This window comes from Streptomyces longwoodensis, from assembly GCF_001514125.1.
GTDB lineage: Bacteria > Actinomycetota > Actinomycetes > Streptomycetales > Streptomycetaceae > Streptomyces > Streptomyces longwoodensis.
Genome location: NZ_KQ948556.1, coordinates 287,334 through 300,828, shown reverse-complemented (window position 1 = coordinate 300,828; position 13,495 = coordinate 287,334). Strand labels below are relative to the sequence as shown.

Below are 13,495 nucleotides of genomic sequence, written 5' to 3'. Positions count from 1 at the left end.
GGTCAGCCGGTGCGGGCCGGGACGCCGGTGAGGGCCGTCACCACCGGGTCCAGCGCCTGGTGTATCTCGTCGCCGATCGAACGGAAGAACGTCAGGGGCGCTCCGTACGGGTCGTACACCTCGTCCGCCTCGGCGGTGGGCGCCAGCAGCCAGCCGCGCAGCGCGGCGGCGGCGCGGACCAGGGCGCGGGCGCGCTGGACCACGCCCTCCTCCAGCGGCGGCAGGGTGGCCGGGTCGATGGCCTTCACCAGCCGGGTGAACTCCTTCAGCGTGAAGGTGCGCAGCCCCGCCGAGTGCCCCATGGAGATGACCTGGGCGCGGTGGTCGCGGGTGGCCGTCAGCACCAGGTCGGCGTGGATGACGTGCTCGTCGAGCAGCTCCCGCCCGACGAACCCGGAGGCGTCCGCGCCGAAGTCGGCCAGCACCTGTTCGGCGTGGGACTCCATCGGCGCACCCTCGTGGCCCCAGGTGCCGGCGCTCTCCACGACCAGCGCGCTGCCCAGGATGCCGAGCCGCTGCTTCACGTAATGCCGGGTGAGCCGCTCGGTGATGGGCGAGCGGCACACGTTGCCGGTGCTGACGTGGAGGATGCGGAAACTGTCGCGCGGCAGCCCCACGAAGGTCGTGGTGATCTCCGCCGCGCTCTCCCGGTCGCCTATGCCACGCCCCGCGTCAGGGGCCGTCAATTCGCCACCTCGAGGTCGGGTACCACCTTCCGCAGCTCCTCGGCGGAGATCGCGCCCGCGCGCAGCAGCAGCGGCACCTCGCGGGTCACGTCGACGATCGACGAGGGCACGTTGCCGGGGGTCGGTCCGCCGTCGAGGTAGACGGAGACGGAGTCGCCGAGCATCTCCTGGGCGGCGTCGCAGGTCTCCGGCGCCGGGAAGCCGGTCAGGTTGGCGGAGGAGACCGCCATCGGGCCGACCTCGGTGAGCAGTTCGATGGCGACCGGGTGCAGCGGCATCCGCACGGCCACCGTGCCCCGGGTGTCGCCGAGGTCCCACTGCAGGGACGGCTGGTGCTTGGCGACCAGCGTGAGGGCGCCCGGCCAGAAGGCGTCGACCAGCTCCCAGGCCAGCTCGGAGAAGTCGGTGACCAGGCCGTGCAGGGTGTTCGGGGAGCCGATGAGGACGGGCGAGGGCATGTTGCGGCCGCGGCCCTTGGCCTCCAGCAGGTCGCCGACGGCCTCCTGGGAGAAGGCGTCCGCGCCGATGCCGTACACCGTGTCGGTCGGCAGGACCACGAGCTCGCCACGGCGGACGGCGGACGCGGCCTCGCGCAGACCGGTCACTCGGTCGGTCGCGTCGTTGGTGTCGTATCGCCGAGCCATCTCTAGCGGGCCTCCTCGTACACGTACTGCGGGTGGTGGGTGGGGGTGGTCACGGCAGCGCCTTGCGGGCGGTGGCGAAGCGCGGCCGGTTGTTGAGGTCGGGGTGGTCGGCCGCGTCGGCCCAGCCCCGCTCCTCGGTGAAGATCCACGGCACCTGGCCGCCCTGGGTGTCGGCGTGCTCGATGACGACGACACCGCCGGGGCGCAGCAGCCGGTGCGCGGTGCGCTCGATGCCCCGGATCAGGTCCAGTCCGTCCTCGCCGGAGAACAGCGCCAGCTCGGGGTCGTAGTCACGGGCCTCGGGGGCGACGTACTCCCATTCGGTGAGCGGGATGTACGGCGGGTTGGAGATGACCAGGTCGACCTGGCCGTCGAGGTCGGGGAACGCGGTCAGCGCGTCGCCCTGGCGCAGGTCGACGCGCGACCCGGCGACGTTCTTGCGGGTCCACACCAGGGCGTCCTCGGACAGCTCCACGGCGTGCACGCGCGAGCGGGGCACCTCCTGGGCGAGGGCGAGCGCGATGGCGCCGGAGCCGGTGCACAGGTCGACGATGCACGGCTCGACGACGTCCATGGCGCGCACCGCGTCTATGGCCCAGCCGACCACGGACTCGGTCTCCGGCCGGGGCACGAAGACGCCGGGGCCGACCTGGAGCTCCAGGTAGCGGAAGTAGGCCCGCCCGGTGATGTGCTGCAGCGGCTCGCGCTGCTCGCGCCGGGCGATGACCTCCCAGTAGCGGGCGTCGAAGTCGGAGTCCTTCACCAGGTGCAGGGTGCCGCGCTTGACGCCGTGCACGAACGCGGCGAGCTCCTCGGCGTCGGTGCGCGGCGAGGGCACGCCGGCGTCGGCCAGCCGCTGGGTGGCCTGGGCCACCTCAGCGAGCAGCAGGCTCCGGGGGCTCGGGGGTCGCCCCCCAAAAGGTTGCTGCACGCGCGTCCTCCGTGTCGTCCTCGGTACGTCGTTTGCGCCGGTGGGCGGCTACGCGGCCGCCAGCTTCGCCGCCGAGTCCGCGTCGACGCACGCCTGGATCACCGCGTCGAGGTCACCGTCCAGGACCTGGTCCAGGTTGTACGCCTTGAACCCGACCCGGTGGTCCGAGATGCGGTTCTCCGGGAAGTTGTAGGTGCGGATCTTCTCGGAGCGGTCGACGGTGCGGACCTGGCTGCGGCGGGCGTCGGCCGCCTCCCGCTCCGCCTCCTCCTGCGCCATGGCGAGCAGCCGGGAGCGCAGGATGCGCAGCGCCTGCTCCTTGTTCTGCAGCTGGCTCTTCTCGTTCTGGCAGGAGGCGACGACACCGGTCGGCAGGTGCGTGATGCGCACGGCTGAGTCGGTGGTGTTCACCGACTGCCCGCCGGGGCCAGACGAGCGGTAGACGTCGATGCGCAGGTCGTTGGGGTTGATCTCGACGTCGACCTCCTCCGCCTCGGGCGTGACGAGCACACCGGCGGCGGAGGTGTGGATGCGGCCCTGCGACTCGGTGGCGGGCACGCGCTGCACGCGGTGCACCCCGCCCTCGTACTTCAGCCGGGCCCACACGCCCTGGCCGGGCTCGGTGGTGCCGCGGGTCTTCACGGCGACCTGGACGTCCTTGTAGCCGCCCAGCTCGGACTCGGTGGCGTCGATGATCTCGGTCTTCCACCCGACGCGCTCGGCGTAGCGCAGGTACATGCGCAGCAGGTCGCCGGCGAACAGCGCGGACTCGTCACCGCCGGCGCCCGCCTTGATCTCCAGGATGACGTCCTTGTCGTCGCTGGGGTCGCGCGGGACCAGCAGCAGCCGCAGCTTCTCCGTCAGCTCCTCGCGCTGCTGCTCCAGCTCCTTGACCTCGGCTGCGAAGTCGGGGTCGTCGGCGGCCAGTTCGCGCGCGGTGTCGATGTCGTCGCCGGTCTGCTTCCAGGAGCGGTACGTGGCGACGATCGGGGTGAGCTCGGCGTAGCGCTTGTTCAGCTTGCGCGCGTTGGCCTGGTCGGAGTGGACCGACGGGTCGGCGAGCTTCTTCTCCAGGTCGGCGTGCTCGGTGACCAGTTCCTCGACGGCCTCGAACATCTTGGGCTCCTGTTGCGTACGTGGGTGAAGTGCGGGCGACCAAAAACGCCGGTCCCGGGCACGCCCCGGGCGGGGGCGCGACCGTGGACCGGCGAAGAGGGGCTCGCTACTTCTTGGAGCCGGCGGCAGCCTTGCCGAAGCGGGCCTCGAAGCGGGCCACACGGCCACCGGTGTCGAGGATCTTCTGCTTGCCCGTGTAGAACGGGTGGCACTCGGAGCAGACCTCGGCCCGGATGGTGCCGGACTCGATGGTGCTGCGGGTGGTGAACGACGCGCCGCAGGTGCAGCTGACCTGCGTCTCGACGTACTCGGGGTGGATGTCGCGCTTCAAGGTGTCTCCTAGGTTCCGGGAGGGCGCCGGGTCGCCTGCCGCGGGGTGCGGGGGCGTGAACCGGAGCCGACGTACCAGTCTGCCAGGACTGGCGCCATCCTCCCAAACCGGGGGTGCGGGTGTTCTATTCCCGGGTGCCGCCCACGGGGGTGGGGCCCTGTCGCCGCGGGCGGGTGCGGGTGCCTCGTGGCCGTTCGCGCAGTTCCCCGCGCCCCTTGAGTGGGTCAGCCGCAGCTTGCCTTCCAGGGGCGCGGGGAACTGCGCGACGAGCCACGGAGCGGCCGCAGACGCGAACGGCCGGCACACCCCCTACGAGGAGGCGACGACACCCGCCGCCTCACCCGTCGCGTTCCCCGTCGTCGCCGCCTTCGGGATCGCCGTGTCCGTCTTCAGGGCGTTCCACACCAGACGGGCCTTGGCCTGTTCGACCAGGACCCGGTTGGGGTCCGCGGGGTCGTACCGGACCGGCAGGGTGACCATGGTCATGTCGGACGCGCCGATGCCCTTCAGGCCGTCCGCGAAGGACATCAGGGAGTTCACCGAGCCGAGGCCGGAGTCGGTCGTCACGGCCTTCGTCGCGGTGTCGGCGAGGTCCAGCAGCCTCTTCGGGTTGCCGAGCAGGCCGACGTGCTCGACCTGGTCGAGCAGTGCCTTGACGAACGCCTGCTGGAGCTGGATGCGCCCGAGGTCGGAGCCGTCGCCCACGCCGTGCCGGGTGCGGACCAGGCCGAGGGCCTGCTCGCCGTCGAGGGTGTGCGCGCCGGCCTTGAGCCGCAGGTGGCTCTCGGGGTCGTCGATGTCCTTGGTGGTGGTGATCCGGACCCCGCCGAGCTGGTCGATGAGCTTCTGGAAGCCGGCGAAGTCGACCTCGAGGTAGTGGTCCATGCGCACGCCGGACATCGACTCGACGGTCTTGACCGCGCAGGCGGCCCCGCCGGTGGAGTACGCCGAGTTGAACATGACGTCCCGGGCGGCGTCGTGGGTGACGCCCTTGGGGTCGGTGCAGGCGGGGCGGTCGATCAGGGTGTCGCGCGGGATGGACACCACGCTCGCGGTCCGGTGGCCCCGGTACACGTGGATGATCATCGCCGTGTCGGAGCGGGCGCTGCCGTCGTCCGTGCCGCCGCCGAGCTTCTTGTTGCTGCCGGAGCGGGTGTCCGAGCCGAGGACCAGGATGTTCTCGCTGCCGTTGTCGGCCTTGGTGGGCCGGTCGGTGCCGAGGGCCTGGTCGATGTCGACGCTCCTGAGGTTGCCGTTGAGCTTGAAGTACACGTACCCGAGGCCGGCGCCCCCGAGGACGACCACGCCCGCGGCGGTCCACGCCGCGATCATCAGCCCACGGCGACGGGCGCGGGGCTTGCGGCGGCCTCTGCCGCCGTCGGGACCGGTGGTGCCGTTGTCATCACCCGGTATGCCGGGCTCCGGCGTGCTCTCGGCGGACATGTGCTCCTCGGTTCGTCGGTGCGCGGTCGGATACCCCCTGCGGTCGGGATCAGGCCTGTGCCGTCCGTCGTACGGACCCGTACCGCTCCATCGTCACCCCGTCCCTCAGACGGGGAAACCGGGGAAAGGGTTGCACAACGGACCGTGCCCGCCCTGGTGACAGGACGGGCACGGCGGGTGACCGGTGGAGCGGGTGCGCCCCGCTCACCTGGGGGGTCAGCCGAGGAGGTCGTACTGCTGGAATCCGGTGCCGAGGGAGACGCGTGTGCCGAAGCTCGCAGTCGTGTTGGCGCCGGTCCCCTTGTACAGGTAGAGCGTGCCGCCGGGGGTGCGGGCCAGCAGGTCGGCCTTGCCGTCGCTGTTGAGGTCGCCGACCGTCACGAGCGCGTTGTACGTCGTGCTGGTCCAGGTGGCGACCTTCAGCGCGGGCTGCCACAGGGCCGTGGAGGCCACGCCCTTGCTGCGGTACAGGTACACGGCGCCGGTGCTCTTGTTGCGGGCGAGCAGGTCGGCGTTGCCGTCACCGTTGAAGTCGCCGTGGCCGCGCACGAGGTTGAAGTTGTTGAAGCCGGCGCCGACCTTGAGGGGAGCGGCGAAGCCGCCGTTGCCCTTGCCCGCGTACAGCCACAGCGCGCCCGTGGAGTCCACGGCCAGCAGGTCGGGCAGGTAGTCGCCGGTCATGTCGCCGGGGGCGACGATGTTCAGGCGGGTCTTCCAGTTGTCGCCGATCAGCTTGGTCGTCCACGAGTCGGTGGCGGGCACGTAGTGCTCCCAGAAGACGTCGCCGTCGGAGGACCGGCGCACGATCAGGTCCTGGTAGCCGTCCCGGTCGAGGTCGGTCTGGACGATCAGGTTGTAGCCGTTCCAGTTGCCCCAGGAGGTGCGGGCGGCCAGCGAGGTGCCCTTGGAGTCGATCTCGTAGGCGGTCTTAGTGGAGGCGTTGCGCACGAACAGGTCGGCGAGGTGGTCACCGTTGAGGTTGGTGTCCTCCACGCGCGGGTAGGCGGCGCCGACGTACGACGAGACCTTGGTGAAGACGCTGTACGCGCCGCTCGCGACGCAGTCCTCGACGCCCCAGGAGACGACGCCCACGATCCGGCCCTTGACGATCAGCGGGCCGCCGGAGTCGCCGTTGCAGGCGGAGGTGGTGCCCTCGTCGCTGCCGGTGGCGGGGTTGCCCGCGCAGACCATGTGGCCCTTGACGAAGTCAGCGCCGTAGGCGCCCGCGCAGGTGGTGTCCGACTGGATCGGCAGGGTCGCCGTCTTCAGCACGTCGGAGATGTCCTGCGTGGTGGAGCTGGTGCGGCCCCAGCCGAACAGCGTGGCCGGGGTGCCGGCGGCGTACGACGCGGTGTCGGTGGCCGTCGTCATCCGGATCGGCGTGGCCTTGACCGGGTTGGGCAGCGTCAGCACGGCGATGTCGTTGTTGATCGTCGCCGGGCTGTACGACGGGTGGTTCCACTGCCGCCAGACGCCGCTGTACGACCCGCCGTGCAGGTCGGTGATCTGGCCGTTGCTGTCAACGGTGGGCAGTTGCGCGGTGCCGGTGATGACGGTGCCGTGCGCGTACCAGCTGTAGTTCTTGTTGTACTCGTCGCGGACGCAGTGCGCGGCGGTGAGGATCTTCGTCGGGGCGACGACCACGCCGCCGCAGAAGAAGCCGATGTCGTCGGCGGTGGTGGCGGTGCCGCGGTCGTCGCCGTACCACAGCTGCGCCATCCACGGCGCGCTCGTGATGGACGTCGCGGTGCCGCCGATGATCTTCGGGTCGGCGGTACGGGTGCTGGTGCCCGTGCTGCCGCTCAGCGCCTCCTTGCCGGTGTGCCCCGGGGTGTCGTCACCGGCGACGGCGACGGCGAGCCGCTTCTCCAGCTCGGCCTGGGACGGTGCGCTGACCGTCGGCTTCGGCGGGGTCTCGGCCGCCTGCGCGGACGACGTCAGCAGGACGCCTGCGACGGCGGCGGCGAGGCCGGCCGCGGCGACGGGCAGGGCGATGCGCACACGGCGTCTGTGACGCCGTCCCCCGGACGTGGGTGTACCCACAAGTCCCCCCTCGGGAAGTGATGTTCTGGGTGAGCGGTCGAACGGGCGACCGAAGAGCGCGATCGTACCGTGGACGTGCACATGCAGAAGGGCCGCCCCCCTCGAAAGAGGGGGACGACCCGTACGACGTCGGCGGGGACTAGTCGCCGTTGCCCGGGGTGGGCGTCGTCTTCTGGATCTGCATGAGGAACTCGACGTTCGACTTGGTCTGCTTCATCTTGTCGAGGAGCAGCTCGATCGCCTGCTGCTGGTCCAGCGCGTGCAGGACGCGGCGGAGCTTCCAGACGACCGCCAGCTCCTCGTTGCCGAGCAGGATCTCCTCCTTGCGGGTGCCGGACGCGTCGACGTCCACCGCGGGGAAGATGCGCTTGTCGGCGAGCTTGCGGTCGAGCTTGAGCTCCATGTTGCCGGTGCCCTTGAACTCCTCGAAGATCACCTCGTCCATGCGGGACCCGGTGTCCACCAGCGCGGTGGCGAGGATGGTCAGCGAGCCGCCGTCCTCGATGTTGCGGGCCGCACCGAAGAAGCGCTTCGGCGGGTACAGGGCGGTCGAGTCGACACCACCGGACAGGATGCGGCCGGAGGCCGGGGCGGCCAGGTTGTAGGCGCGGCCCAGGCGGGTGATCGAGTCGAGCAGCACGACCACGTCGTGGCCCAGCTCCACCAGGCGCTTGGCGCGCTCGATGGCCAGCTCGGCGACCGTGGTGTGGTCCTCGGCCGGGCGGTCGAAGGTCGAGGAGATGACCTCGCCCTTGACCGACCGCTGCATGTCGGTGACCTCTTCCGGACGCTCGTCGACCAGGACGACCATCAGGTGGCACTCGGGGTTGTTGTGCGTGATCGCGTTGGCGATCGCCTGCATGATCATGGTCTTGCCGGTCTTCGGCGGGGCCACGATCAGACCGCGCTGGCCCTTGCCGATCGGCGACACGAGGTCGATGATCCGGGTCGTCAGCACGCCCGGGTCCGTCTCCAGGCGGAGGCGGTCCTGCGGGTACAGCGGGGTGAGCTTGTTGAACTCCGGGCGGCCGCGGCCGTGTTCGGGCGCCATGCCGTTGACGGAGTCCAGGCGGACCAGCGCGTTGAACTTCTCGCGGCGCTCGCCCTCCTTGGGCTGGCGGACCGCGCCGGTGATGTGGTCGCCCTTGCGCAGGCCGTTCTTGCGGACCTGGGCGAGGGAGACGTACACGTCGTTCGGGCCGGGCAGGTAGCCCGAGGTCCGGATGAACGCGTAGTTGTCGAGGATGTCCAGGATGCCGGCGACCGGGATCAGGACGTCGTCCTCGGTGATCTGCGGCTCCGCGGCGATCTCGTCGCGGCCGCGGCGGCCCCGGCGGTCGCGGTAGCGCCCGCGCCGGCCGCGCCGGCCGCCCGCCTCGTCGTCGTAGCCGTCGTCCTGGCGGTTGTCCTGCCGGCTGTCCTGGCGGCCGCCGCCCTGCTGCTGGCCCTGGCCCTGCTGCTGGCGCTGCTGGCCACCGCCGCCCTGGTTCTGGTTCTGCTGGTCGTCGCCCTTGCCACGGCGGTCGCGGTCGCGGTCACGGCCGCGCTCACGGCGGTCGCGGCGGCGGCCCTCGCCGTCACCGGCGTCGGCCTGCGCCTGCTGCGACGGGCCCTGCTGACCCTGCTGGGCCTGCGGCTGGGCGGGCGTCTCGGCCTTCGGCTCGCTCTTGGCCTCGGCGGCGACGGTCTCGGGCGCGCCGGCCGGGGCGCCCGCCTCGGCGGTGGCGCGACGGCGCCGGCGCTCGGCCGGGGCGTCGTTGCCCCCGGCGGGCTGGCCGGGGATGTCGATCTGCTGCTGGGCCGCGGCCTGGTCGGCGGGGGCCTGCTCGGCCTTCGCGTCCGCCTTCTTCCCGGCCTCCTCGCCCGTGCGGGTGCGGGAGGTGGCGCGGCGCTTGGGCTTGGTGTCACCGGCGGCGTCGGCCTGGGGCGCGGCAGCGCCTCCCTGGGCCTGCGCCTCCTTGATGACCTCGATCAGCTGGCTCTTGCGCATGCGCGCGGTGCCCCTGATGCCGAGGCCCGATGCGACCTGCTGGAGCTCGGCCAGCACCATGCCCTCGAGGCCGGTACCGCGGCGCCGCCGGGAGCCGGCACCGGCGGCAGGCGCGGAGGCGTCCGTGGCGGGCGCGGCAGCGGTCTCCTCGACACGTGCGCCCATCAGATCGGTGGTGTCGCTCACGAAGGGTCCTTCCCTGGAGCGGACGTCGGCCTGTCTGGCTCGGCGACCGGTTGTGCTGTCCGGTTCCGGTCCTTGCTGTGCGGACGGAGCCGGGGCGGTGGTCCGCCAAAGCGGCGGAAGAGATATCTGGTGATGGCGCTTCCTCGAGCCGTGGCACCCGGTGCCGGGGTCACGTGGCGTGGTCGCACCGATTCCGGAGCTCCCCCAGCGGGGGTAGCCCCACCTGAAGGCCGCTCAGCGCCGGTGTACGGCGTACTGCCCAGGTACGACGTACGGAACGCAGTGCGGCTTGGGGAGCTCCCGGAAGAATGTCTGTCCCTGACGGGGACACGAGGCACCTCGCCATGGTGAGGTCGGGTGCAGACTTGAGGTTAACACTACCGGATCCAACAAACATTCCCCCTCTCGAAATCCGGCAACCGTGCGTCACATGTCGCCGGACGGCGCGAGCGGCAGCACGCTCGCGCCTCGCAGATCCAGACTCAGCCGGTTGGCGGCCCAGTCCGCACCGGCCAGCGCCTCGACCTTGTCGGCCGAGTCCGCGTCGGCCAGCGCCATCACGGTGGGTCCGGCGCCGGAGATCACCGCGGGGATCCCGTCGGCGCGCAGCCGCTCCACCAGCGCCGCGCTCTCCGGCATGGCCGGTGCGCGGTACTCCTGGTGCAGGCGGTCCTCGGTGGCGGGCAGCAGCAGCTCGGGGCGCCTGGTCAGCGCCTCGACGAGCAGGGCGGCACGGCCCGCGTTGGTGGCGGCGTCCACGTGCGGCACGGTGCGCGGGAGCAGTCCGCGCGCGGTCTCGGTGAGGACCGGCTTCCCGGGCACGAAAACCACCGGAACGATGGAATCGGAGGGCTCCATCCTGATGGCCCGCGCGGCGCCGGCCTCCATCCAGGACAGGGTGAAGCCGCCCAGCAGGCAGGCGGCGACGTTGTCGGGGTGGCCCTCGATCTCGGTGGCGAGTTCGAGCAGCGCCGTGTCGTCGAGCCGGGACTCGCCGCCTATGGTCACGGCGCGCGCGGCGACGATGCCCGCGCAGATGGCGGCGGAGGAGGAGCCGAGGCCGCGGCCGTGCGGGATGCGGTTGGCGCACACGATCTCCAGGCCGCGCGGCTGGCCGCCCAGGATGTCGAAGGCGGTGCGCAGGGAGCGGACGAGCAGGTGCTTCTCGTCGCGCGGCAGCGTCGCGCTGCCCTCCCCCGCGATGTCGATGTGCAGCCCGGAGTCGGCCACCCGGACGACCACGTCGTCGTACAGCCCCAGCGCGAGGCCGAGGGCGTCGAAGCCCGGGCCGAGGTTGGCGCTGGTGGCGGGGACGCGCACCCGGACGGCGGCGGCGCGGAACGCTGGACCGGCCATCGCTCGTTGACTCTCCTTGAGCTGCGGAACTGTCGAATGACAGTCGAATGACTTCGCTGGACATTCGATGACGTACGAAGACCCTGGGCCGCCGGAGCGGCGCTGTCCGGGAACAGCTGCGCTGCGGCACATGCGAGCGGGGCATATGCGGCGGGCGGGTTCGCTACAGCCTATCGAAGGAAGGTTCTGCGGCGACATAGGGCGCACAGGAGGCGCACGATGCGTGTCGCAAGTTCTCCGTGCCCCGGCACAGGGGAACGTTCCCCGTCGGGCGCGGTTGACGCGTCCGGTGCCGCCCGCCCGGGTGTGGCCCGGGCGGGCGGGACCTGCGCGGGTGCTACGCGAGCCCGAGGCGCTCCGCCGCGGTGGCCGCGTCGACCGGGACGGTGACCGGCTGCGGGGCGCCGGCGACGGCCCAGTCGGGGTCCTTCAGTCCGTTGCCGGTGACGGTGCACACGATCCGCTGGCCCGGGTCGACCTTGCCCTGCTCGGCCGCCTTGAGCAGACCGGCCACCGAGGCGGCCGAGGCGGGCTCGACGAAGACGCCCTCCTGCGCGGCCAACAGCCGGTAGGCGCGCAGGATCTCACGGTCCGTCACCTCGTCGATGAGGCCGCCGGACTCGTCGCGCGCGGCGAGGGCGAACTTCCACGACGCCGGGTTGCCGATGCGGATCGCGGTGGCGATGGTCGACGGGTCCTTCACGACCTCGCCGCGCACGATCGGGGCGCTGCCGGACGCCTGGAAGCCCCACATCCGGGGCTTGCGGGCGGCGACGCCGTCGGCGGCGTACTCCTGGTAGCCCTTCCAGTACGCGGTGATGTTGCCCGCGTTGCCGACCGGCAGGACGTGGATGTCGGGGGCGTCCCCGAGCATGTCCACGATCTCGAAGGCGGCGGTCTTCTGGCCCTCGATGCGCACCGGGTTGACCGAATTGACCAGCGCCACGGGGTAGTTGTCGCTGAGCGAGCGGGCGAGGGTCAGGCAGTCGTCGAAGTTGCCGTCGACCTGGAGGATCTTGGCGCCGTGCACGAGGGCCTGGCCCATCTTGCCGAGCGCGATCTTGCCCTGCGGCACCAGCACGGCGGACACCATGCCGGCGCGTACGGCGTAGGCGGCGGCGCTCGCGGAGGTGTTGCCGGTGGACGCGCAGATCACCGCCTTCGCGCCCTCCTCCTTGGCCCGCGAGATGGCCATGGTCATGCCCCGGTCCTTGAAGGACCCGGTCGGGTTCGCGCCCTCGACCTTGAGGTGCACCTCGCAGCCGGTGCGCTCGGAGAGCACCTGCGCGGGCACGAGCGGCGTACCGCCCTCGCGGAGCGTCACGACCGGCGTGGTGTCCGATACCGGCAGCCGGTCCCGGTACTCCTCGATGATTCCGCGCCACTGGTGGGTCATTGCTGGTTACTCTCCTTCAACCCGCATGATGCTGGCGACGCCCCGCACGGTGTCGAGCTTGCGCAGCGCCTCGACGGTCCCACCGAGGGCGGCGTCGGAGGCCCGGTGGGTGACGACGACGAGGGAGGCCTCGCCGTCGGAGTCCGGCCGCCCTTGCTGCCGCACCGTGTCGATGGACACTCCGTGCTCGGCGAAGACGGTCGCGACCTGGGCGAGCACGCCCGGCTTGTCCGCCACGTCGAGGCTGATGTGGTACCGCGTGACGACCTCGCCCATCGGCGAGACGGGCAGCGCGGCGTACGCCGACTCGCCGGGCCCGGTGGACCCGTCGAGCCGGTTGCGGCAGACGGCGACCAGGTCGCCGAGCACGGCCGAGGCGGTCGGCGCACCGCCGGCGCCCGGGCCGTAGAACATCAGCTGACCGGCGGCGTCCGACTCGACGAACACGGCGTTGTACGCGCCGCGCACGGAGGCGAGCGGATGGGTCAGCGGGATCATCGCGGGGTGCACGCGCGCGGTGACGGAGGCGCCGTCCTCGGCCCGCTCGCAGATCGCGAGCAGCTTGATGGTGCAGCCCATCGCCTTGGCGGAGGCGAAGTCCGCGGCGGTGACCTCGGTCATGCCCTCGCGGTGCACGTCGTCGAGGCGCACGCGCGTGTGGAAGGCGATCCCGGCGAGGATGGCGGCCTTCGCGGCGGCGTCGAAGCCCTCGACGTCGGCGGTCGGGTCGGCCTCGGCGTACCCGAGCGCGGTGGCCTCGTCGAGCGCCTCCTGGTAGCCGGCGCCGGTGGAGTCCATCTTGTCGAGGATGAAGTTGGTCGTGCCGTTGACGATGCCCATCACCCGGTTGATCTTGTCGCCGGCGAGGGACTCGCGCAGCGGGCGGATCAGCGGGATGGCACCGGCGACGGCGGCCTCGTAGTAGAGGTCGCGGCCGTGCTCCTCGGCGGCGGCGTGCAGGGCGGCGCCGTCCTGGGCGAGCAGCGCCTTGTTGGCGGACACCACGGAGGCGCCGTGCTCGAAGGCGGCGGTGATGAGCGAGCGGGCCGGCTCGATGCCGCCGATGACCTCGACGACCACGTCGATGTCGCCGCGTTTGACGAGGGCGGTCGCGTCGGTGGTGACCAGGGCGGGGTCGATGCCCGCACGCACCCGGTCGGGCCGCCGGACGGCCACGCCGGCCAGCTCCACGGGGGCCCCGATGCGCGCGGCGAGGTCGTCGGCGTGCGTCGTCATGATGCGCGCCACCTCTGAGCCGACCACTCCACAGCCCAGCAGCGCCACCTTCAGCGGACGCGTACGCATCATCCGACCTCGTTTCCTCTTACCGTCTACGGTGGGTCCAGTCTCACTCACCGGACCGGAGTTCCTGC

General features: G+C 71.8%; 11 protein-coding genes. All 11 read right to left on the bottom strand.

Features of this window, described 5'->3' with window-relative positions; genetic code table 11:
* Window positions 1-2 precede the first annotated feature (2 nt).
* The 11 genes from AQJ30_RS22825 to AQJ30_RS22775 all read right to left on the bottom strand — a co-directional run bounded on the left by AQJ30_RS22825 (window position 3) and on the right by AQJ30_RS22775 (window position 13,427).
* A complete protein-coding gene (locus AQJ30_RS22825; RefSeq protein ID WP_067237133.1) occupies window positions 3-686 on the bottom strand; it encodes an arsenate reductase/protein-tyrosine-phosphatase family protein in 684 nt (227 codons plus the stop codon).
* The gene (locus AQJ30_RS22820; protein ID WP_067237130.1) at window positions 683-1,330 is read right to left on the bottom strand and encodes an L-threonylcarbamoyladenylate synthase; all 648 of its coding nucleotides are present in this window, start codon (window positions 1,328-1,330) and stop codon (window positions 683-685) included. Before AQJ30_RS22820 ends, AQJ30_RS22825 begins: the two co-directional genes overlap by 4 nt.
* Before the next feature lie 49 nt (window positions 1,331-1,379).
* Complete coding sequence (prmC, locus tag AQJ30_RS22815) at window positions 1,380-2,219, bottom strand: peptide chain release factor N(5)-glutamine methyltransferase (protein WP_067237353.1); 840 nt, start codon at window positions 2,217-2,219, stop codon at window positions 1,380-1,382.
* 90 nt (window positions 2,220-2,309) lie between these two features.
* The gene (gene prfA / locus AQJ30_RS22810) at window positions 2,310-3,377 is read right to left on the bottom strand and encodes a peptide chain release factor 1 (protein ID WP_067237128.1); all 1,068 of its coding nucleotides are present in this window, start codon (window positions 3,375-3,377) and stop codon (window positions 2,310-2,312) included.
* A gap of 106 nt (window positions 3,378-3,483) precedes the next feature.
* Window positions 3,484-3,708, bottom strand: coding sequence for a 50S ribosomal protein L31 (gene rpmE, locus AQJ30_RS22805; protein WP_019326867.1), 225 nt, complete (start codon window positions 3,706-3,708; stop codon window positions 3,484-3,486).
* Between the two features lie 309 nt (window positions 3,709-4,017).
* The gene (locus AQJ30_RS22800) at window positions 4,018-5,151 is read right to left on the bottom strand and encodes an LCP family protein (protein ID WP_067237126.1); all 1,134 of its coding nucleotides are present in this window, start codon (window positions 5,149-5,151) and stop codon (window positions 4,018-4,020) included.
* Window positions 5,152-5,367: 216 nt separating this feature from the next.
* Window positions 5,368-7,152 (bottom strand): trypsin-like serine protease, encoded by a 1,785-nt coding sequence (locus tag AQJ30_RS22795; RefSeq protein ID WP_067237124.1) that lies wholly within the window; start codon window positions 7,150-7,152, stop codon window positions 5,368-5,370.
* A gap of 181 nt (window positions 7,153-7,333) precedes the next feature.
* A complete protein-coding gene (gene rho / locus AQJ30_RS22790) occupies window positions 7,334-9,370 on the bottom strand; it encodes a transcription termination factor Rho (RefSeq protein ID WP_067237122.1) in 2,037 nt (678 codons plus the stop codon).
* Window positions 9,371-9,796: 426 nt separating this feature from the next.
* Window positions 9,797-10,726 carry a homoserine kinase gene (gene thrB / locus AQJ30_RS22785; protein ID WP_067237120.1) on the bottom strand — a complete coding sequence of 310 codons (930 nt, stop codon included), beginning with the start codon at window positions 10,724-10,726 and terminating at the stop codon, window positions 9,797-9,799.
* A 337-nt stretch (window positions 10,727-11,063) separates the two neighbouring features.
* Entirely contained in the window at window positions 11,064-12,122 is a 1,059-nt protein-coding gene (gene thrC / locus AQJ30_RS22780) for a threonine synthase (RefSeq protein WP_067237117.1), read from the bottom strand.
* 6 nt (window positions 12,123-12,128) lie between these two features.
* Window positions 12,129-13,427 carry a homoserine dehydrogenase gene (locus AQJ30_RS22775; protein ID WP_067237350.1) on the bottom strand — a complete coding sequence of 433 codons (1,299 nt, stop codon included), beginning with the start codon at window positions 13,425-13,427 and terminating at the stop codon, window positions 12,129-12,131.
* Window positions 13,428-13,495: the final 68 nt, after the last annotated feature.